Here is a 21,579-nt window from a genome sequence, read left to right as displayed (position 1 = left end):
CCGCCGAAGGCCCACCGCCCCCGGAATCCCACCAAGCGCAGGCATCAACCACAAACAACCCACCACGCTGTCACAAACAGCTTGATACATACCGACCTTCCGGCGATTTCGTCGTTTTCCGGTGAAGCCGCGGTAGAGACGGGTCAATCGGAGTCGCGGGCCGTACGCCTACTTGAATGCGCCGGCGATCCGGTACGACTCCTGGAGTAGCTCGTCGAGTTCACCGACGTCGATCTTGTCCAGGTGGACTAGGACTAGATTCGGGGAACGGTCGTGGTGCGGCGTCCAGAAGAACTTGTCCGGTTCCATGGCTGCCAGCGCTTCGCGTTCCTCGGTCTTGACCGTGAGCACGCCGTCCTCCCAGATCCGTGCCATAAGGGTCTTGGCGAACCACGCGGGTTGCCCCCAACTGGGTCGCTCGGTGACCCCGGGCAGGCCAAGGCAGATCTTCCGGACGTCCTCTTCGGTGGCCATGGTTCACTGTGGCACCCAGCCGGCGCCTAAACAAGGGACTACGCTGGGCACATGTTGACCATCGGCAGCACAGTCCTGGGCGTCAACGACCTCGCCCGTGCAACGGAGTTCTGGCAGGCGGCCCTCGGCTACGTACCCCGCGAGCCCGGCGATGACACGTGGGTGATCCTGCTGCCTGCCTCCGGTCCAGGCGCCCAACTCGCACTGATGTTCAGCGAAACCCCTGTCCAGGAACACCCCCGGATCCACCTGGATCTGTACGCGGACGATCAGGCGGCCGAGATTGAACGGTTGGTCTCCCTCGGCGCCGGGCACGTCGATTGGGACCTCTACCCGGAAGACCCCGACTTCGTCGTACTGGAAGATCCTGATGGCAACCGATTCTGCGTCATCGACCGGGCGCCGCGGTAGCACCGCCGTCCTGCGGAAAGCTGCCCGAAATGGGTACACCCCGGGTCCGCTCAATGTCGGAATACCGGGGTGACCAAGTTAGCGTCCAAGTAACGTGGCGGATAGGATCTGCCAGAGGCCAACTTGGACTTGCCCCTCGATCGTATCGGAAAGGCTTAGGATTTGCATCCCAACGCGTCCGCATATGCTCCATGGGTTCAGTCCTGGTTGACCGTTGACCGGTTCAAAACGTACGTTCGCGCAGCAGGCAACAATACTCAGCGGGCCTTTGATCTATATCAGTGGAACGCGGCACTAAACTCCGCGCTCCTCCACGATTTTGCACACCTTGAAGTGGCCCTGCGTAATGCACTCCACCGCGAATTGAGCGCCTTTCAAACTCGAGAGAGTTGGTTGAGCGCCGATGCCGCGCAGCAGTTGTTTCCGGTGGCGACCTCCAGGAACTCAAAAACCCGAGTTGCATTCGATGCCAACCAGTGGTTGAGGCGCAGAATCGAAGAATCCCGGAGGAAGATCGGCACCACTGGTCCGGGAACGACTATTTCCGCAGTTGACGAGGGCCGCATTGTTGCGGATCTGACTTTCGGCGTCTGGGTTGATTTGCTGCATCCCAGGTTCGAGCCCACGCTTTGGACCAAGGCCTTGCGAAATGCCTTTTCTCCTGGGGTGGCACGTCAGGATATTTACCTCCGGCTTCGCACACTCAATGAAGTCAGAAACCGGCTTGCCCATCACGAGCCGAACCTGAAGTTCGCAAACAAGGCACACAGAGACCTGTTCTGGCTGCTGAGCGTCTTGGACCGTGATGTTCAAGCTCACGTTCGTTCACACAGCAGGGTCGGAGAATTGCTGACGGCCCAGCCATGAGAAACGGTGCGGACGCCGCCGCAGGCAATCGGTAGAGTGCTCCCATGGATGAGAAAGCAACGTTGCTGAACTACCTCCGCACACGCCGGGCCGACCTGCTCGGCAAAGTGGAAGGCCTGAGCGAATACGATGCCCGCCGGCCCATGACTCCCACCGGAACCAACCTGCTGGGCTTGGTGAAGCACGTGGCCAGCGTGGAGTTGGGGTACTTCGGAGAGACGTTCGGGCGGCCCGACGGGAGGGAGCTCCCGTGGTACGAGGCCACAGCCGAGCCGGATGCCGACATGTGGGTCCCCGCGGATGAAAGCATGAAGAGCATCATCGAGCTACACCACTACTCCGCCAAGCACAGCGACGCCACCATCGAAGAACTGCCCCTGGACGCGCCCGGTGTGGTGCCGTGGTGGTCCGAGGAAAAGAAGAACGTGACACTGCACCAGATCCTGGTGCACATGTGCGTCGAGACAGCCCGGCACGCAGGCCACGCTGACATCATCCGGGAACTCATTGACGGCCAGGCCGGCCAGCGGCCGAATGATCCGAACATTCCGCCGCGGAACTCCGAAGAGCTCGCAGCCCACCGCTACCGGATAGAGGAGGCCGCGCTGCAGGCCAACCGCAGGCGCTGACAACAGCGCCAACACCAGCCCAGGACACCGCCAGCCCTCCACAGCCAAGGACCAACCTTCACAGCCCACGCATAAGCCCAGCAAACCTCCGGCGTAGCCTGCCTCCATAGAAAGGAGGCATGACCCCTCAACACACCAAAAACCGCAAGGGCAGCCGGACCCGGCGCGCCGTCGTCTCCGCCGTGCTGGCGGCATCTCTCTCGGCGGGAGGCGCTGCCGCCTGGGCCCTGGACCGCTTTGTCATTCCGCATGCGGAGATCACCAACGTCTCCGAGTACGAGGCCAGCCAGACCGGAACAAGCACGACGGCGGACAGCACCTCCGCTGACACCTCGGCGAGCGCCGTCGTCACGGACACCAGCTACACGCAAGGCGGCACAGGCGTCACCATCTCCACGGTGACCACCGGCAGCGGCGACAGCACCGTGACCTACTACGTTGCCGACGTCGTACTCAGCGACGCCACCACGCTGAAGTCGGCCTTCGCCGAGGACACCTTCGGTGAGAACATCACTGAGAACACCTCGGACATCGCAGCGGACAACAACGCCATCTTCGCGATCAACGGCGACTACTACGGCTTCAGGGACACGGGCATCGTGATCCGGAACGGCGTGGTGTACCGGGACGAGGGCGCGCGTCAGGGCCTGGCGTTCTACAAGGACGGCACCGTGAAGGTGTACGACGAGACCACCACCACGGCCGAACAACTCGTTGCCGACGGTGTGTGGAACACGCTCTCCTTCGGGCCGTCGTTGCTGGACAACGGCGAGATTGCCTCCGGCATTGAGGACGTGGAGGTGGACACCAACTTCGGCAACCACTCCATCCAGGGCGAGCAGCCCCGCACGGCGGTGGGTGTCATCGACGAGAACCATCTGGTGTTCGTGGTGGTGGACGGCCGCAGCCCGGGCTATTCGGCGGGTGTCACCATGACCGGGCTGGCGCAGATCATGAAGGACCTGGGCGCCACTACTGCGTACAACATCGACGGCGGCGGCTCCTCCACCATGTACTTCAACGGATCCCTGGTGAACAACCCGCTCGGAGAGAACAAAGAGCGCGGCACCTCGGACATCCTCTACATCGCCCAGTAGCCATGATCATCCTGATACCGGCCTACGAGCCGGACCAGCAGCTCATTTCCCTGGTCAGCAACCTGCGGGAAGCGGATCCGTGGGTGACCATCGTGGTGGTTGACGACGGTTCCGGCTCCGCCTTCAAGGACGTGTTCGACGCCGCCACCCGGCTTGGGTGCCACGTGCTCAGTTATGCGACGAACGGCGGCAAGGGCCACGCCCTCAAGAGCGGTTTCGCGTTCATCGCCCGGCGGTTCCCCGGCCATGATGTGGTGTGCGCGGACAGCGACGGCCAGCACGGAGTGGCCGACATCCTGGCTGTAGCCGACAGGGTGCGTAGCGTGACGGCCTCGATGGTGCTGGGCTGCCGCTCATTCACCGGCGATGTTCCGGCGCGGAGCAAGTTTGGCAACACCGTGACGCGGTGGCTGTTCAAGCTCGCAACGGGCCAAGGAGTTCCGGATACGCAGACCGGGTTGAGGGGGTACCGCGCGGACATGATCCCGTGGCTGTTGACGGTCCGCGGGCAACGCTACGAGTACGAACTTAACCTGCTGCTCGAGGCCAAGCAGGCGGGCTACGGCATAGATACCGTGGAGATCGCCACGGTGTACTTGGACCACAATTCCGGTTCGCATTTCCGGCCTGTGGCGGACTCGGTCAGGATCTACGCACCATTGCTGAAGTTCCTGGGATCGTCGTTCTCGGCCTTCCTGGTGGACACCATCGTCTTCCTGATGCTGACGGCGCTCTCAGACTCCCTCCTGCTGGCTGTGGTTGGCGCAAGGGCCGTCAGCGCGGGCGTGAATTTTCTGGTGAACCGCAACCTGGTGTTCGAGCACGGCAAGGAGAAATCCCTGCGTTCGGCGATCACCGGCTACGTGGCCCTGGTGCTCGTCCTGCTCACTGCCAACTACGCCATCATGTGGTCGCTGACGTCACTGGCCGTACCCGACCTGCCCGCGAAACTCGCCACGGAACTGACCCTGCTCGGGGTGAGCTATGCCGTCCAGCAGCGCTTCCTGTTCGCCGGCAGGGTCCGTGCTTCGCAGCCGGCTTCTTCGGCGGAAGATCCGGCGGAGGTGATTGCGGAGGCCGGGTATTCGCGGACAGGTGGACGCCCCAGTGCCGACGCCGAAAGTCATATCCCAGCCTTGGCCCCGGCACAGTTTCAGCACAGCAGCTCCGGGAATCGTGGAAACCAGCCCACCAACAGATTCCGGAGAATCCGATGAACACGATCATCCTCATGGCAGCAGACCTCGTTGCCATCACCATCCTCACCTTGGCCCTCTACCTCCGCCGGCATCGGCGCCGCGACTTGGTGGTTTCCTACCTCGGCATGAACGTTGGCGTCCTGGCAGTCGCCACGGCCCTCTCGGGATCCGCTGCCGGTGTGGGACTTGGACTGGGACTCTTCGGTGTCCTCTCGATCATCCGGCTCAGGTCCACGGAACTGGCCCAGCACGAGGTGGCCTATTACTTCTCGGCTCTGGCCCTCGGGTTGATTGCAGGCATCGGAGTGGAGCCGCTGTGGCTCACGTTGTCCCTCATGGGCCTGGTGCTGGTGGTGATGTTCATCGGCGACAACCCGGCTGTCCTGCCTGCGTACCGCCACCAAACCGTGGTCCTGGACCGGGCCATCAACAATGAAACTGAACTCAATGCCCGGCTGGAGGAAGTCCTCAACGGCAGGGTCCACTCGGCCACCATCCAGGAGCTGGACCTGGTCAACGACAAGACGATCGTGGATGTCCGCTACGCCGTCCGGGCACGGCGATCCGTCCAGGCGAGCACGCAGCTCGGCTTTGACCGTCCAGCGGGTGCACCGGCCCCGGCGCCACAGGAACTGCCGGCCCAGGCCGAGCGGCCCGTCCAGGTTCCCGTCCCGTCCGCGATCCCGGCACAATCCGCGCACCCGGCCGAGCCCGCCATTCCCGCGCAGCCGGCGCACGAAGCACCCCAGCAGCACACCTCGGCAGGTGTCGCATGAACCGCCCGGACGCAGCCCCCGTCGTTCCGCACCTCAGCCAGCTTCCCGCCGTCGGGCTTGAAGAACTGACCACCGAAGCCGCGTTGCTGACACGGGTGGACCGCAAGTACCTGGTGCCCTCGGCGAGCGCTCGCAGGATCTTCGCAGGCTTCACCACCGAGGCCCGGGTGCTGGAGATGGACGGCAACCGGACGTTCGCCTACGACTCCGTCTACTTCGACACCGAAGACCTGGACAGTTACATGATGGCGGCGCATGGCAGGCGTCGGCGGTTCAAGGTCCGCACCCGCACCTATGTGGACAGCGCCGTGAGCTTCCTGGAAGTCAAGACCGAGGGCGCCCGCGAAGCCACTGTGAAGGAACGGATTCCCTACGAACCATGCGACCGTGACCGGCTCACCGACGAAGGCCTTGCCTACGTGAACGAAACCCTGGCCGCGGCGATCGGGGACGTGGACTTCGGCCCCATGGAACCCGTGCTGTCCACGTCCTACCACCGCACCACGCTGTACCTGCCGGAGTCGGGCAGCCGCGCCACCATCGATACAGATGTCACGTGGCAGCGTCCCGACGGCCAGCCTTGGGTCCTGGACAACGCCGTGGTGGTGGAGACGAAGTCCGGCTCAGCGCCCGGACCGCTGGACAGGCATTTGTGGGCACATGGTGTCCGTCCCTGCCGGATCTCCAAATTCGCCACCGGCATGGCAGCCCTCCATCCCGAGCTGCCAGCCAACCGCTGGAACCAGACCCTTCGGCGCCGGCTGCCCCTGCGGCCCGCCAACTGACCCCTGCCCCTCCCACTCTTAGGAACCCACCATGCGCTCCCTCCGTACCTACCTTTCCGTTGCCGCCGTCGCCCTTGCTGTTTCGCTGGCAGGTTGCTCCACTGCCGCCACGACCGCCGGAGGCTCCACCGGCAACGCCTCCACCTCGTCCACGCAGCAGGTGGTCAGCGCATCTTCCATCTCCGAGGACACCCACTTCGACAGCGACGACCTCACGTGGGACACCGCCTCCGAGGTGGCAGTCAGCCTGTCCGACGGCGGCAGCACAGTGACGTCGTCGGGCTCCGCCGGCGTAGCAGTGGACGGCAACACGGTGACCATCAGTGCAGCAGGGACCTATCGATTGAGCGGCTCACTCACCGACGGCAGGATCGTGGTGGCCGCCGGCGATTCGGACACCGTGCGGATCATCCTGGACGGCGTGGCGTTGGGTAACTCCACTGGCTCGCCGTTCGTGGTGCAGAGCGCCGACGAGGCCATCGTGTACCTGCAGGAAGGAGCCACCAACACCCTGACGGACGCCTCCAGCTACACCGACCAGGCCGATGACGCACCCAATGCTGCCCTCTATTCCATGGCCGACCTGACCATCGCCGGAACGGGTTCACTCAGTGTCGACGGAAAATACAACGATGGCATCGTGTCCAAGGACGGACTGGTCCTGGCTTCAGGCAACGTCACCGTGGACGCCGCCGACGATGGTATCCGGGGCAAGGACTACACGGCCCTACTGGATGGTGCTTACACAGTGACTGCCGGCGGGGATGCGGTGAAGGCGGACAACGACACCGACGAAGGCCGCGGCTGGCTCCTGGTGAGCGGGGGCACGTTGACCGTCAATGCCGGCGACGACGGCGTCAAGGCGTACAACACGCTCACCGTCTCCGGCGGAACCGTGACCGTGGCCAAGTCCGAGGAGGGGCTGGAAGCCCAACACATTGTGGTTTCCGGCGGCGACACCACCATCACGTCCAACGACGACGGCGTGAACGCAGCGGGCGGCGCGTCCTCCACTTCGGGTGATACGGGCATGGGCGGACCGGGTGGCGGCATGGGCGGCGGCTCCCAGGAGGCTGGCGACTACACCGTGGACGTCTCGGGCGGAACACTGACCATCAACTCGGAGGGCGACGGCCTGGACTCCAACGGCAGCGCGACCATCTCCGGCGGAACCGTCGTGGTGAACGGTCCCACGAATGACGGCAACGGCGCAATGGACGTGAACGGAGACCTCACCGTCACTGGTGGAACTGTTGCCGCGGCAGGCAGTGCGGGCATGGCCGTGAGCCCGGGAACCACGTCCACCCAGTCCGGCGTGCAGCTGACGTTCAACTCGTCCGTTGCGGCCGGGACCCCGATCCACATTGTGGATTCCTCCGGCAAGGTGGTGGCAACGTTCGTGACCACCAAGACCATCGCTTCCTTGGTCTACTCGTCCTCGGCGATCACCGACGGCCAGACGTACACCGTGTACACAGGCGGCAGCGCTGACGCCAAGGCAGGGCTGACCACAGGTTCCATTGACGGTGCCGAGTCCATGGGGACCGTCACCGCCGGGCAGTACACCCAGGCGCAGGGACCGGGAGGCCGGCGGTAAGTCTCAGGGAGGTGCATCCTTGGGCGCACGTCCAACAGCGCCCGACGGCGGTACGCAAGTGCCGCCGTCGGGCCTCACAAACTTGATGGGAAATTGAGCTAAACGGACCTGTTCCTTGATGTTGCAGCGTGACTCTGGTTTCAGGCGAAGCACCCATACCTGGGGGTTTCGGCAACGAATAACCAGCAAGACACAATGACGTGGGGGAAGAAATGGACCAGGCAGAAGCTCCAACAGATGTGATGGCCGTGAAAGGCATCATCCAGGACAAGCATCCCGTGGATTTCCACGCACTGGGTGTTGCCGGCTGCATCGACCGCTTGGCCGAACCATTGCGGCGCTCCGGCGTTGAGGTCCACTGGGACATCCCCCACCACGGCATCGAGATCTCTTCTGCCTCCGCGGGACTCCTCTACCACGTAGCCCAGGAGACCTTCAGCAACACCCTCAACTACGCCGACGCCAGCCAACTCACCATCCGGCTCAACGCGGTGTACCACGGCATCCAACTCACGGTCTCGGACGACGGCAACGGCTTCGAGATCCACGCGGCCCCAAGCGGACGGCGACACGGCTTTGGCCTCCTGCTCATGTCCCTTGCAGTTCACGACGCCGGCGGGACAGTCGACATCGAATCGGAACTTGGGCGCGGCACCAGTGTGAGCGTGACGCTGCCGCTGGATTGAGTCCTTATTGGGACCTTGTTTGGCCACCCCAACCATGGATCGATGGCCTGACCGGACGTATTCTGTAGCTACTTTTCAGCCAGGAATCCGGACGGAACGGCAGGAAAATGGCACGGAACAAGGGTCAACGCATCGGTTTGGGCAGGTTCCTGTTCAGGCTCTTTGGGTTCTTCTTCATCAGCTTCCTCTGTGGCGTGTTGATCTCCGGGATGGTGGTCCCGGTGGTTGCGTTCACCAGCACCACAGTGGGCGGGTCCATCGGTTTCTACGAAAGCCTGCCCAGCCAACTCGACGTCAACTCCCCTTCGCTGTCCAGCACAGTAGTGGCCTCCGACGGCACCCCCATCGCCACGTTCTACGCCGAGAACCGGGTTAAAGTCCCGTTGGAGCAGATGTCGCCGTTCATCCGCCAGGCGATCGTTGCCATTGAGGACAACCGTTTCTACCAGCACGCCGGCGTGGACGCGCAAGGCATCATGCGCGCGCTGACCTCCAACCTCACCAAGGGCACCCGTCAAGGGGCCTCCACGCTGACCCAGCAATACGTCACCAACGTCCTGAACGAATCCCGCCTCTCCCAGGGCAGGCCCGAAGACGTGGTGCTCAGCGGTCAGAAGACCATGGGAGACAAACTCCGCGAAGTCAAGCTGGCCTTGGAATTGGAGAAGCGGTTCAGCAAGGACCAGATCCTTGAGGGCTACCTCAACATTGTGTTCTTCAACCGGAACGCCTACGGGATCGAAGCTGCCTCGCGCTACTTCTTCAGCGTTTCCGCGAAGGATCTCAACCTGCCGCAAGCGGCCATGCTGGCCGGCCTGGTCAATGGCCCCAGCATCTACGACCCCACAGCTGATCCCAACGCCGCCATCGCCCGGCGCAACATCGTCCTGGACCGGATGCTGGAACAGCACGTCATCAACCAGGCGGACCACGACGCTGCCGTGGCTACGCCGGTGGAACTCAAGATCACCCCTTCGCTGCAGGGTTGCGCCGGGGCCGTGATCGCTACCTACTTCTGTGATTACGTATCCCACCTGATCCTGAACAACGACACCTACGGCGCCACCATGGCAGACCGCGAGCGCCTCCTTTACCGCGGCGGGCTGGTCATCAAGACCACCCTGGACAGCCGCTTGCAGGCCGCAGCCCAGGCCCAAGTGGATGCGTCTGCTGGAGACAACCCTGACAAGTGGGGCGCGGCCATGACCACCGTGGAGCCGGGCACAGGGCGAATCCTGGCCATGGCGCAAAACACGGTGTTCGTTCCCGAGCCGGGTAAGTACGATACCCAGCTGAACTTCAACGTGGACGCCAAGGATGAGAACGGCTACGACCTCAACGGTGCAGGCGGCTTCCAGCCAGGTTCCACCATGAAGCCCTTTATTTATGCAGAGTGGCTCAATGAGGGCAAAAATCCCACGGCCATTGTGGATGCTTCGCGCAGGGTCTACCCCGTGGGCTTCCCCTGGCGTGACAGTTGCGGCCGGGTCCTGGGCGGCTACAGTTCAGCGCAAAAGGCCCAGAACCTTGGCGCCGACGACGACCTGCAGAACAACGACGCCGGCTACTACCGTCCCATGCCCATCAACTACGGCCTCTATAACTCCATTAACACGGCCACCTTCGCCACGGCTGCCCAGTTGGACTTCTGCGGCATCCAACGCATGGTGGACACCGTTGGCCTGCACAGCGGGCTCGACAACGCTCCCGTGAACATGCACCAGATCGGCAACCTGTTGGGTTCCATCGGCGTTGCTCCGGTGGTGTTGGCATCCGCCTACGCGACTTTTGCCAATGACGGCACCTACTGCAAGCCCATCGCCATTACCGACATCACCGACACCCAAGGCAGGAAGTACGACGCCCAAAAAACCGAATGCCGCGACGCCGTGAAGCCAGCCGTGGCGCGAGGGGTGACTGCCGTGCTCCAGGACGTGCTGAAGATGGGGTCCGGCGTGTACATCAACCCGAAAGTGCAAAACCAGGTGCCCGTCGCGGCCAAGACAGGAACGTCCAACAACAACGGCGCCACCTGGGTTGCCGGGTACACCACCCGTTTGGCCACGGCTTCCTTCTTCGGTGACACGTCAGCGGGCCAGCAACGCGCGGGGCAAAACGTCACCATCAACGGCAAGTTCTACAAGTCCTTGGACGGCTACATGATCGCCGGGCCGCAGTGGGCCAACTACATGATGGAGGCCACGGCCCTCTACCCCAGCGGCGCCTTCAATGCCCCCGCTCCTCCCCCGCCAGCGCCCGCGCCACTCACCACGGCACCGGCCGTGCCCCGGGTCTCAGGGAGGTAAGCCCACCGGTGCGTCGCGTTCGGTGAGTTGACGTACGACGGCGACCTGCCGCCGTCGTGCGTTGGACACCCACGTTGCGGGGCCCGATGCGCTGTAAAGCAGGGTCTAAGCGCGCAAAGCAGGCCCCACAACGGGTTGGTTAGCGGGCGTAGCGTTCCGTGAAGTTCCGCAGCACCCGCATGGGTTCGGTGATCGAGGTCTGCCGGGCGGTTGCAACGAGTTCGTCAGCCTGGTGGGGAGGGAAGTAACCGGCGTCCTTGTAGATGCCGATCCGGGTGACGAGCCCGTCCACATCGAGTTCCGGGTGGAACTGGGTGGCGTAGAGATTGTCCCTGATGCGGAACATGTGCACTGGGCAAGCCGCGGAGCTGGCCAGCGGGACCGCGTGGCCGGGGAGTTTGCTGCACGCCTCTTTGTGCCCCACGAAAGCTTCGAAGGTGTGCGGCAACCCGGCGAGCAGCGGATCACGTTCGCCCTCGGGGGTCAGTTTGATCTCAGCAGGGCCCACGGGTTCGCCGAAACGCCGGTCGATGGTGGCGCCCTGATGCACACCCAACGTGCCGACGCCGTAGCAGGCGCCCAGGAAGGGGAAGTCCTGCTCAACAATGCGGTCCAGGAGCGTGGAAAGTTCGGCTTCGACCCGGAGTTGGGCCGGGCTCTTCTCCTCCGCAGGATCGCTGGAGGTGTAGGGACTGCCACCAACGATCACGCCGGAGTAGTGGTCCAAGTCGATGGCAGGCATTGGCCCTGCTTCCAGCCGCACGCGGACCAGTTCAGATTCTTCGAGTCCGCAATAACGCAGATAGGCCAGGTACTCATCGTCGGCTGCGGCATCTTCGGCGCGGGTCGCCAGTAAAAGGAACGGCTTCACAGGCCCAGTTTGCGGGAGAACGCCGCGACATTCCAAGTCAATGGGTAGGTCTGACAGACACTCCCTGCGCGGGAACAAATTGCGTAGCGTTGGAATTGTTCACGCTAACGCCCCAAATACGTGATTCATCCCCAAGGAGCATCTTTGACGCAGGACCCTGCCGTGGTCGCGACCCAGCACAACAAGTCACCCAACGAGGTGACGCCCCAAAATCCCGTACCAAGCCAACGCCCCACCAAGATTCCGTGGGGCGGTTTGCTGGTGTTGGCCGCTGCCGGTTTCACGGCGGTGACCACGGAACTTCTGCCGTCGGGTCTGCTGCCGCAGATCAGCCGCGACCTTGGAGTGGACGAATCGGCGGTGGGGTCGCTGACCGCCGCCTACGCCGCGATCATCGTGTTTACCGCGCTGCCCTTGTCGCGATTGCTGGGCGGCAGGGTTCCCCGGAAAACTCTGTTGATCGGCACCGTCCTGGTCTTTGCCATCAGCAACGTCCTGCTGGCCCTGAGTCCAACGCTGGCTTTAGCGGTAGTTGCCCGTTTGCTCGGCGGCATCGCCCACGGCATGTTGTGGTCCAGCATGGCTCCCTACGTTGCGCGGATCGTCCCTGCGCATTCCGTGGGCAAGTCCATGGCCGTGGTATTCAGTGGCACCAGCATCGCCCTGGCCGTCGGCGCCCCCATCGGCACCCTGATGGGGACGCTCATGACGTGGCGGGCGTCCTTCGTTGTTCTGGCCGGAGTGGGTGTGCTGCTCGCGTTCCTTGCACTCTGGCTGCTGCCTGCCGCGCATGACCCCGGGAACCACAAGGCACCCTCCATCCGTGCTGCCCTCAAACTGCCCGGCGTCATTGCGGTTGCCACGGCCTGGCCCTTGTTGTTGCTGGCTCATTTCACGTTGTTCACCTATGTGGCACCGTTCCTCCTGGCCACCGGATTACCTGAGGCACTCACGGGTGTGTCCCTCTCCGTGGTGGGTGTTTCGGGATTGCTGGGCATCTGGATCGCCGGCCTGACTGCGGATTCCCACCCACGGCGTTCGGTGATTGCCGCCGTCGGACTTCTCTTGCTGGCGTTCGCGCTGCTGCCGGTACTGGGCACTTCGACCGCCGGCATGTTCGCCCTCATGGTCCTCTGGGGCGTGTCCTTTGGCGCCATGGGTATCTACAACCAGGCGGCGATCCTCCGGGCGGGCGGCGAACACAAGGACGCGGCCAATGGCCTCACTGTGGTGACCATCCAGGTGGGCATCGCGGTGGGTGCCGGTTACGGAGCCCTGGCCCTCACACTGGTTGGCGCACAGTTGGTGCCCCTCGCTGCGGCGCTGCCCACCGCCGTCGCGCTGGTGATCATCATGGCGAGCCGCCGCGGCGGGTACCCGTCAGGAGGCCGCGAGAAGCGCCGTTACATCGCTGAAACATGCCAGTGACGCGATCTTCACGAAGGCCGGATTTCTGTAACTTTCCTGCAACTTAGCTCTTCTGAGTCGGAAACATAGCTCACCGAGTATTGAACCCGGGGGTAGCGAGGGCCGACATTTCCAGGCCCGTCACGGACAGGCTTGATCAGAAGGGAAACGCAGGTGGAGATCTCTGCGCAAAACGTCTGGCTGATGTTGTCATCGGCAATGGTGCTTTTCATGACCCCGGGCCTCGGCCTCTTTTACGGTGGCATGACCCGCGCCAAGGCGGCCCTGAACATGATCATGATGAGCTTCATCTCCGCCGGCATCGTCGGCGTGGTGTGGGTCCTGTGGGGCTACTCGATGACCACCGGCGACGGCATCCTGGGCCTGTTCGGCAACCCCTTCGCACACTTCGGCCTCCAGGACCTGGTGGGCACGCCGGATCTCATCAAGGTGGGCTTCGCCGCGACGTTCGCCATCATCACCGTGGCACTCATCAGCGGTGCCATCGCCGACCGTGCCAAGTTCGGCGCGTGGGCGGTTTTCGTTCCTATCTGGGTCACCGTGGTCTACTGCCCGCTCGCCTACATGATCTGGGGCGGTGGCCTCATGAGCGCCGGCGGTGCACTCACCGACATCTTCGGCCAGGTCATCGACTTCGCCGGCGGCGCGGTGGTTGAAGTCAGCTCCGGAACCGCAGCTTTCGTCCTCGCATTGATCGTGGGAAAGCGTCACGGATTCGCGAAGGACCCCAACCACCGCCCGCACAACGTCCCGTTCATCATGATCGGCGCAGCCATCCTGTGGTTCGGCTGGTTCGGTTTCAACGGCGGCGCCGCAACCACCGCTGAGCAGGCGGGCCTCATCTGGATCAACACCTTGGTCACTCCCGCTGCGGCCATGCTCAGCTGGCTCGTCGTGGAGAAGGTCCGCCACGGCCACCCGACCTCGCTGGGCGCAGCCTCCGGCGTAGTCGCCGGTCTGGTCGCCATCACCCCGTCATGTGCCAACATCAGCCCCCTTGCTGCCCTCTTCCTGGGCCTCGTCGCGGGCGCCGCCTGCTGCGTCTTTGTGGATCTAAAGTATAAGTTCGGCTTCGACGACTCCCTCGACGTGGTGGGTGTGCACTTCGGCGCCGGCGTCATCGGCACGCTGTCGCTTGGCTTCATCGCCCTTCCGGTCGACGGCGGGGGCGGCGGCCTCCTCTACGGCGGCGGCCCCCAGCAGTTGATCGCGCAGATCGTGGCTGTGCTGGTCACCATGCTGCTGTCCGGCTTGGGCACCCTGGTGATCGGCCGGGCCATCCACAAGACCATCGGCTTCCGCGTCACCCACGAGCACGAGGTCACCGGCGTGGACCTCACCCAGCACGCAGAGTCCGCCTACGAATTCGGGCTCACACCCCACGGACACTTCCGCCAGCAGCAGGCACACCTGTCCTCGCTGATCAAGCGGAAGCCTGAAGCGGCTCCGGCTGGTCCTGCCGCTGAGCCTGCCTCGGGTTCGGCCAAGGAAGACAGCTTCGCTTAGCTCCCCCACGGAACAGCGGTCGACGGCGGTACGCGAGTGCCGCCGTCGTCCGCTGTTGTGCGGTCCCCACCCAAGTAGGGGACAGTTCGCGTCGTAATGGGGGCTCGTAGCGACGTTTGCTGTCCCCTAGTTTAGTCCGTTCCAGAGGCGCTGCCACCAATTGCGTTTCGACGGCGGTTCAGGCTCGGTTTCCGGCGGGGCAGCCGCGGCACGCCGGTCGCGCCAGCGTTGGACTTCCAACTCCGCGTCCCGGAGCTTGGTGATCACCGGCGGCCCACCCTGCAACTGACGGCGCGCCTCGATCACCCGCTTGTTGAAGTCCTCGAGCGTCTCGCGGACCTGCTTCTCCATGAGGAATTGGTCAAGCTTCGAGTCGAGTTCGGCGTCCTCGAGCCGCAGCAGGATCGCTGGCGGTCCCAAGCCACTGATCTGCTCGCGCTGGATGAGTCCCTTGACCCACCAGTCGGGGTCGTAGCCTTTGCCGAGGCCGGGGATGGGTTTGCCAGCGTATTTGAGGTTGTCGAACTTGCCCTGGGCCATGGCTTCGCGGACCAGGTAGTCGGCGCGGGCGGCCTCGTTGACCTTGCGCCGTTTCTCGCGGAGGGCGTCGTCGGCGTCGAGTTCTGCCCGTTCCTGGGCGTTGCCTCCGGTGGATCGCCCGGCCCGGAGTTCGGCGGCGCGTTCCAGGCGGCGCTTGCTGCCTTCGTGGTCCACGGGCCCACCGCCTCTCACGAATCGTCTTTTGCCGGAGTTGTGGTCCTCATTCCAGTATTCCCCACGGATGCGGACTCCAAACAGCCGTGCCGCCACCACCCACTTTGGGACGGGAAGGCCCCGACATGCCGCGTGGGACGGCGTGTCGGGGCGCTCCTGAGATGAAAGTGGGTCGTGGCGGCACTCGGGTCACCAGGAAATCAGCGAACGGCCATGCTCGGATCCAGTTGCTCAATCCCCTCGGGTGTCACCAGGACAACCCGCGCCGTGCAGATGTCGTAGAACAACCCCGTGGCTTGAACATCTCCGGCAGCCAAGGCCGGCCCCGTGACAGGGTGTTGCTCGAGCTTTGCCAACTGTACGGCGACGTTGACCATGCTGAGCTGGTCGAGGCGACTGAACCCGGCGGCCTCGGCGGCCAACGCCACGGGATGGCCATCCACCAGGGCCCGGTAGCTGGGCCGTGCGTGCTCCAGCCAGGTATCGAACCCGGAGCCAAGGGCGGGAGTGGAACCCGAGGCGTCGGCCAGGACGGCCTTCATGGCGCCGCAATTGGAGTGCCCGCACACCACGATCGAGTCCACGGACAGGGCCTTCACGGCAAAGGTCAGGGTGGAATCGATGGAGGCATCGTGGTCATCGCTGCAGACCACGTTGCCGATGTTCCGCAGCGTCAGCAGGTCACCTGGGCCGCTGCTGGTGATCAGGTTCGGGTTCACGCGCGAGTCCACGCACGCAACAAAGAGGGTGTCCGGATTCTGTCCATCGGTGAGGTCCTGGACGAGGGGCCGGACCTTGTCTGCGTGGCGGCGATGGTATTTGTCGATGCCCAGGAGAATTGACCGCAGCGGCGGGTGCGGATCGCCGTCGTCGTCCGCTGCCGCGCCAGCCGCCGCGGAAGGCTCCCATGACGCCCGCGGCGGCAACGGGAACTCCCGCAGGTCCTGGCGCTGGGGCGTGTTATCGGCAGCATCAGTGAAGGTGGTACTGCCGTGCTCCTCGATGCTGACGGAAGCTCCCGTGCTGCGGTGCTGGGCCCGCCAGGCGAGCAAGGTCTCGCGGAATGCATGGTCGAGGTAGTCGGCGTTGAGTTCCACCACGACATCGGCGCCCTCGGGCAACGAACCCAGAACCCTGCTTAGCCGGGGCAACGCGAAGAAGCTGCAGGACCCGGCGATGGTCACACGCCACGGCGTCGCCGGCGCGGCCGGGGCATGGGAGTGGATCTGGGTTCGCAGGACCCGCCACAGCACGCACAGCGCCGCGAGGGCAAGCCCGATGATCACGCCTTCCAGCAGGTTCAGGACCACCACGCACACCAGCGTCACGGCGTAGACCAGGAGATCACCGGTGCGGAGGCTCGTCTTGATGTCGGCAATCTTGACCAGCTTGGCGCCGATCACCAACAAAAGCCCGGCCAGCACGGACAACGGGATCAGCTGGATCATTCCGGCGAACAATGCCGAGAACACCAGCACCCACACACCGTGGAGGATCGCGGACGTGCGGCTTTTCGCGCCTGCCTCGACGTTCGTGGCGCTGCGGACAATCACGCCGGTGACCGGAAGCCCACCCAAAAGACCTGACACCACGTTGGCCGAACCCTGGCCAACCAGTTCGCGGTTGAGGTTGGTCCGGGCGCCGGTGTGCATTTTGTCCACGGCGACGGCGGACAACAGCGACTCGATGCTCGCGATCAGCGCCACGGTGATGACGGCCATGACGGCTCCGCGCCAGTTGCCGTCCGGAAGGCTCGGCAGCGCGATGGCGTCAAAAATGGAGCCGCTGAAGCTGATGCGCTCCACACCCGGCGCCACCGCCACGGACACGGCGGTCACGGCCACGACGGCGGCCAGCGGCCCAGGCACCTTGCGCACCGCGGCCGGGAGGTACTTCCAGCCAAGCAGGATTCCAACGACGGCCAGGCCAAGAAGTGCGGAATGCAGTTCGACGTTGGTTATCGCCGCGGGCAGCCCGGCCAGGTTTTCGACCGCGGACCCCGCCGCTTGACCGCCCAGCAGCACATGGAGCTGCTGGAGGATGATGGTGATCCCGATGCCGGCAAGCATCGCCTTGACCACAACTGGCGACACTGCCAGCGCGGCCCGCCCTACGCGGCTCAGGCCCAGGAGCAATTGCACGACGCCGGCGGCCACCGTAATCGCACAGGTCACCTGCCAGCCGAACTCGGCAACCAGACCGGCAACGACGACGGTCAGGCCGGCCGCGGGGCCACTCACCTGGAGCACTGAGCCGCCAAGCGTTCCGGCGACGATGCCACCGACGGCGGCGGCGATGAGGCCCGCCATGATGGGGGCACCTGATGCGGCAGCGATTCCCAGGGACAGCGGAAGTGCTACGAGAAAGACAACCAGGGACGCCGGAAAATCGGCGCCGAGGTTGCTGAGGAAAGTGGGTTTGGCGGCGGGTTTGGCGCCGGGCGGGCTGTGGGCGTCGTTTGCTGTCTTGGATGCCTGCGGCATGGGAAGCTCCTTGGCTCGGAAAGTGGACCCTTTCAGCGTAGGAAAACTGTCACGCCGAGTGACAAGCCGATGTGACAGATTTGACAAAAGTTGTGAACGACCGGCTTCACATGGCGATAAAGGGGAACTTATGCGGGGTCCGAACGCGTTGGGACACCGCATCGGAGCTCAGGGCAAAGAACTAAGGCTGCTTAGGGTAGCTTGGATCCAAACAGGCAAGACCAAGAGTCGAGAGTTTGGAGGCAGTCCATGGATGAATCCACGAGCGCAGCCCAACCCGTCCACATCAGCTCGGAACCGGCACAACTGCAGGCCCTCCAGCCCCTCCTCGAGGCAGTGGGCGAACTCGTGGGCGACGTGCCGGCCCTGCTGGAGATAGCAAAGGACGTCGGCCAAACCACGCCCCGTCCCGGCGAGGGCAGTACAGGCAAGCTGTGGGAACTCCTCGCCTCCGTCACGGCAGTGGACGTGGCAGCAGGCCGGGTCCTGGAACCGCATCTCGACGCCGTGCACATCCTGGCCCAAGCCGGGCAACCCGAACCAGAGGGAGCCTGGGGAGTCTTCGCCGCAGAGGGCCCGGGAACGAGGTTGGAAGCCATGCGGGACGAAGCCGGGAACTACGTGCTGAACGGTGCCAAGCCATGGTGCTCACTCGCGTCGCAACTCGATGGCGCGGTCATCACGGCCCACCTCCCCGGAGGGCAGGGACGGGCAGCATTCGCCGTCAATCTGCAGCAGCCAGGCGTCACCTGCGAGACGCCCGAATGGACCAGCAGGGGCCTCCGGGAAATCCCCAGCGGGACGGTCCACTTCGAGCAGGTTCCAGCCACGCTGCTCCGAGGACCCGGCTGGTATCACGAGCGGCCCGGCTTCGCCTGGGGTGGCATCGGAGTTGCCGCCTGTTGGCTGGGCGGGGCCGTGGGGCTTGCCCGGGACTTCGCCCTGGCCCTGACAGAGGCCGCAGACAAAGGCCGCGAACCGGATCAGCTCGCACTGGCCCACCTTGGCGAAATCGATCGGCTCATTGCTTCAGCCTCGGCCCTCCTTGCCCGCACCGCCGAAAGGATCGACGCCAACCTGACCGGCGCCGGCCCAAGCGAGTGGAGCGAGGCCCAGCGTGCCCGCGGAACCGTAGCGGCCGCCGTCGAGCGCATTCAGGCCCTGGTGTCCCAAAACCGGGGACCCGGCCCCCTGGCGTTCAACGAGTGGTACGGAAAACAGATGGCGGACCTTTCCCTCTACGTCCGGCAGCACCATGCCATGCGGGACGACGCCCAGCTCGGTTCCTTGGCGCTGAAGGGAGACCGGGCATGGTGACGTTCTCGCACACTGACACGGGGACACCGGAAGCAGCCTGGTCCGCCAGCGGCGTGCGGACGCTGCCCGAGTTGCCCCTCAGCACCGGCGATCTGGCGGCCACCACGTTCGTGGTGCTGGCCGCCCATCCCGACGACGAATCGCTCGGCGCCGGCGGCTTCCTTGCCAAGCTCCAGGCAGCAGGCGCCTCGATCCGGCTGCTGTTGTGCAGCGCCGGTGAGGCGTCGCATCCGGATTCACCAACGACGACGGCGGACCGGCTTGCCGCTGTCCGGCTCGCGGAGTTCGAAACGGCTGTGTCCGGGCTGGCGCCCGCTGCGGCGTGGCGGTATTTGGACGTCCCGGACGGGCAATTGGCAACGTCGCGCCCGGCCATTGCCGAGTCCCTCCGCCAGGCCATCGCAGAAGAAGGGGCCGCTGCGGACCAGGTTGTGGTCGTTGCTCCGTACCGGGCCGACGGGCACATCGACCACGACACCCTTGGCAGCGTGGCCGCCGAAGTAGCTGGAGAGGATGGGCATGGGCTGTTGGAATACCCCATTTGGTACTGGTTGTGGGCCGGCCCCGAGGATGTCACGTGGAAGGAGTGGGTGCGGGTCCCTTTGTCTTCCGCGGAACGTGAGGCCAAGAGCAGGGCAATGCGCGCCCACGTTTCACAGACGGAACCACTCTCCGATCAGCCGGGGGACGAGACGCTCCTGTCCCCCGCCTTCCTGGAGCACTTTTCACGATCCTGGGAAACCTTCGCCTGGCACCCACCCGTGGCTGGATCCAACAGGGCTGCCGATGCCCAGGAGATCTTCGACGCGGTCCACGCCCGTGAAGCAGATCCGTGGAACTACGCCACCAGCTGGTACGAGCGCCGTAAACGGGCGCTGACCCTGGCCGCGCTTCCCGAGGAACACTATGGTTCAGGACTGGAAGTGGGCTGCTCCATAGGCACTCTCAGCGAGGAATTGGCACCGCGATGCGGGCAGTTCCTGGCCGTGGACGCCAGCGGGAAGGCTCTCGCCCAGGCAAACGAGCGGCTCGGTCGGTTTCCCCATGCCCGGACCCTGCAGGCAACAGTCCCCCACGAATGGCCCGATGGCAGCTTCGACCTCGTAGTGGTCTCGGAAATGGGCTACTACGTGGCGCCCGAGGAACTGACTGAGCTTCTGCAGCGCGTGAAAGCCTCCATGAACCCGGGAGGCACTCTCCTTCTGTGCCACTGGAGGCATCCGATCTCGGGGTGGCAATTGGACGGCGAGACCGTCCACGCGACGGCCCGCGAGCAGTTGGACTGGCCCAGCCGGGGGATCTATCGGGAGAAGGACTTTCTCCTGGAGGTACTCGTCTCGCCGGACGGACCAGCGTGACCGGCTATGACGGCCGGCAGGGCGCAGGGAACCACGCGGGCAAGGGCAGCCAACGGGACACGGGCCGGCAAGGTGCAGGGAACCACGCCGGCCTGGGCAGCCAACGGGACACGGGCCGGCAAGGTGCAGGGGACCACGCGGGCATGGGCAGCCAACGGGACACGGGCAGCCACCCGAACCCGGGCAGCCGCGGCGACGAACCCCTTACGGCGGCGATCCGTCACGTGGCTGTTGTTGTTCCGGCACACAACGAGGAGCAACGCCTGGGACATGCGCTGGGGTCCTTGCTCCGGGCCGCCGAGGATTTGGAACGGCTATTTCCCGCAGTGACCACCAGCATCTCTGTGGTCCTGGACAGCTGCACCGATCGCTCGGCACGCATCGCCACGTCCTTTGCAGCAGCCCACCCGATCCTTTCCGCCATTGACGTGAAGCTGCGGAGCACAGGTGCCAGCAGGGCAATGGGAGTGGCCTTCGCCCTGGAGGCTACGACGCAGGACCCGAAGGGCATTTGGCTGGCCAACACCGACGCCGACTCAACAGTTCCGGCTGACTGGCTGGTCCGGCAAGTGGCGCTGGCCAACGCAGGGGCCGATGCGATCCTGGGCTCAGTGGAACCCGATCCGGCAGACAGCGACGCCGCCGTGCTTCTCCGTTGGCTGGAACTCCACCCCTTCAAGGAGTCCCACCCGCACATCTATGGGGCCAACCTCGGGGTCAGGGCATCTGCCTACCTGCAGTCCGGCGGATTCCCCGCTGTCCGTGCCCACGAGGACAGGATGCTGGTGGAGAGGCTTCGCCGGCACGGGTTCCTGGTGCAGGCAACAGACTCCATCCGTGTCACCACCTCGGGCCGCACCCACGCCCGGGCGCCACAGGGTTTCGCAGCCTACCTCCGCTCGCTGGCACAGGATGTCCCCGTGATTGCCGAGTCGGCGTAGGTGGACCACCAGCCCGGTACCGCCACGACCCACTTTGAGGTCCGGGCTGCCCCGACACGCCGTACATCACGGCGGAACAGGGAGCTCAGTGCTCAAAGTGGGTCGCGGAGGCACGCAGCTCTGCCGCGAAGGGC

At 64.6% G+C, this 21,579-nt stretch carries 19 protein-coding genes; 15 read left to right on the top strand and 4 right to left on the bottom strand.

What is annotated here, in order from left to right:
- Positions 1–168 precede the first annotated feature (168 nt).
- The gene (locus tag ACIPV6_RS20325) at positions 169–474 is read right to left on the bottom strand and encodes an MmcQ/YjbR family DNA-binding protein (RefSeq protein ID WP_400272623.1); all 306 of its coding nucleotides are present in this window, start codon (positions 472–474) and stop codon (positions 169–171) included.
- Positions 475–525: 51 nt separating this feature from the next.
- On the opposite strand from ACIPV6_RS20325, the gene ACIPV6_RS20320 reads away from it, so the two are divergent.
- The 10 genes from ACIPV6_RS20320 (at position 526) to ACIPV6_RS20275 (ending at position 10,827) form a co-directional block, all read left to right on the top strand.
- Positions 526–885, top strand: coding sequence for a VOC family protein (locus tag ACIPV6_RS20320; RefSeq protein ID WP_400272622.1), 360 nt, complete (start codon positions 526–528; stop codon positions 883–885).
- A 207-nt stretch (positions 886–1,092) separates the two neighbouring features.
- Entirely contained in the window at positions 1,093–1,752 is a 660-nt protein-coding gene (locus ACIPV6_RS20315) for an Abi family protein (RefSeq protein WP_400272621.1), read from the top strand.
- A 44-nt stretch (positions 1,753–1,796) separates the two neighbouring features.
- Entirely contained in the window at positions 1,797–2,381 is a 585-nt protein-coding gene (locus ACIPV6_RS20310) for a DinB family protein (protein ID WP_400272620.1), read from the top strand.
- Between the two features lie 119 nt (positions 2,382–2,500).
- A complete protein-coding gene (locus tag ACIPV6_RS20305) occupies positions 2,501–3,478 on the top strand; it encodes a phosphodiester glycosidase family protein (protein WP_400272619.1) in 978 nt (325 codons plus the stop codon).
- 2 nt (positions 3,479–3,480) lie between these two features.
- Entirely contained in the window at positions 3,481–4,695 is a 1,215-nt protein-coding gene (locus tag ACIPV6_RS20300; RefSeq protein WP_400272618.1) for a GtrA family protein, read from the top strand.
- Positions 4,692–5,453: a DUF4956 domain-containing protein gene (locus ACIPV6_RS20295; protein WP_400272617.1), complete on the top strand. Its 762-nt coding sequence runs from the start codon at positions 4,692–4,694 to the stop codon at positions 5,451–5,453. Before ACIPV6_RS20300 ends, ACIPV6_RS20295 begins: the two co-directional genes overlap by 4 nt.
- Positions 5,450–6,238: a polyphosphate polymerase domain-containing protein gene (locus ACIPV6_RS20290; protein ID WP_400272616.1), complete on the top strand. Its 789-nt coding sequence runs from the start codon at positions 5,450–5,452 to the stop codon at positions 6,236–6,238. The genes ACIPV6_RS20295 and ACIPV6_RS20290 overlap by 4 nt, the downstream gene beginning before the upstream one ends.
- 31 nt (positions 6,239–6,269) lie before the next feature.
- Positions 6,270–7,835, top strand: coding sequence for a carbohydrate-binding domain-containing protein (locus tag ACIPV6_RS20285; RefSeq protein ID WP_400272615.1), 1,566 nt, complete (start codon positions 6,270–6,272; stop codon positions 7,833–7,835).
- A gap of 212 nt (positions 7,836–8,047) precedes the next feature.
- Positions 8,048–8,521, top strand: a complete 474-nt coding sequence (locus ACIPV6_RS20280; protein WP_400272614.1) for a sensor histidine kinase — start codon at positions 8,048–8,050, stop codon at positions 8,519–8,521.
- 107 nt (positions 8,522–8,628) lie between these two features.
- A complete protein-coding gene (locus ACIPV6_RS20275; RefSeq protein ID WP_400272613.1) occupies positions 8,629–10,827 on the top strand; it encodes a transglycosylase domain-containing protein in 2,199 nt (732 codons plus the stop codon).
- A 139-nt stretch (positions 10,828–10,966) separates the two neighbouring features.
- Here ACIPV6_RS20275 and ACIPV6_RS20270 read toward each other — a convergent pair whose 3' ends face one another.
- Positions 10,967–11,698 carry a glutamine amidotransferase gene (locus tag ACIPV6_RS20270; RefSeq protein WP_400272612.1) on the bottom strand — a complete coding sequence of 244 codons (732 nt, stop codon included), beginning with the start codon at positions 11,696–11,698 and terminating at the stop codon, positions 10,967–10,969.
- Positions 11,699–11,896: 198 nt separating this feature from the next.
- Between ACIPV6_RS20270 and ACIPV6_RS20265 the strand changes: the two genes are divergently transcribed.
- Both ACIPV6_RS20265 and ACIPV6_RS20260 read left to right on the top strand, forming a co-directional pair.
- Positions 11,897–13,126, top strand: a complete 1,230-nt coding sequence (locus ACIPV6_RS20265; RefSeq protein ID WP_400272627.1) for an MFS transporter — start codon at positions 11,897–11,899, stop codon at positions 13,124–13,126.
- A gap of 153 nt (positions 13,127–13,279) precedes the next feature.
- Positions 13,280–14,632: an ammonium transporter gene (locus ACIPV6_RS20260; RefSeq protein WP_400272611.1), complete on the top strand. Its 1,353-nt coding sequence runs from the start codon at positions 13,280–13,282 to the stop codon at positions 14,630–14,632.
- Positions 14,633–14,758: 126 nt separating this feature from the next.
- Here ACIPV6_RS20260 and ACIPV6_RS20255 read toward each other — a convergent pair whose 3' ends face one another.
- Together ACIPV6_RS20255 and ACIPV6_RS20250 are read right to left on the bottom strand one after the other, a co-directional pair.
- The gene (locus tag ACIPV6_RS20255) at positions 14,759–15,346 is read right to left on the bottom strand and encodes a DUF1992 domain-containing protein (RefSeq protein ID WP_400272610.1); all 588 of its coding nucleotides are present in this window, start codon (positions 15,344–15,346) and stop codon (positions 14,759–14,761) included.
- 200 nt (positions 15,347–15,546) lie between these two features.
- Positions 15,547–17,829 (bottom strand): SulP family inorganic anion transporter, encoded by a 2,283-nt coding sequence (locus ACIPV6_RS20250; protein WP_400272609.1) that lies wholly within the window; start codon positions 17,827–17,829, stop codon positions 15,547–15,549.
- Between the two features lie 249 nt (positions 17,830–18,078).
- Between ACIPV6_RS20250 and ACIPV6_RS20245 the strand changes: the two genes are divergently transcribed.
- The 3 genes from ACIPV6_RS20245 to ACIPV6_RS20235 are packed head-to-tail and all read left to right on the top strand — an operon-like array spanning position 18,079 to position 21,445.
- Positions 18,079–19,146, top strand: a complete 1,068-nt coding sequence (locus tag ACIPV6_RS20245) for an acyl-CoA dehydrogenase family protein (protein ID WP_400272608.1) — start codon at positions 18,079–18,081, stop codon at positions 19,144–19,146.
- Positions 19,140–20,504, top strand: a complete 1,365-nt coding sequence (locus ACIPV6_RS20240) for a PIG-L family deacetylase (protein WP_400272607.1) — start codon at positions 19,140–19,142, stop codon at positions 20,502–20,504. Before ACIPV6_RS20245 ends, ACIPV6_RS20240 begins: the two co-directional genes overlap by 7 nt.
- Positions 20,501–21,445 carry a glycosyltransferase gene (locus ACIPV6_RS20235; RefSeq protein ID WP_400272606.1) on the top strand — a complete coding sequence of 315 codons (945 nt, stop codon included), beginning with the start codon at positions 20,501–20,503 and terminating at the stop codon, positions 21,443–21,445. Before ACIPV6_RS20240 ends, ACIPV6_RS20235 begins: the two co-directional genes overlap by 4 nt.
- Positions 21,446–21,579 lie beyond the last annotated feature (134 nt).

Origin of the sequence: Paenarthrobacter sp. NPDC089988 (genome assembly GCF_044748465.1) — a bacterium.
GTDB lineage: Bacteria > Actinomycetota > Actinomycetes > Actinomycetales > Micrococcaceae > Arthrobacter.
This window is presented reverse-complemented; position numbering and strand designations above follow the sequence as displayed.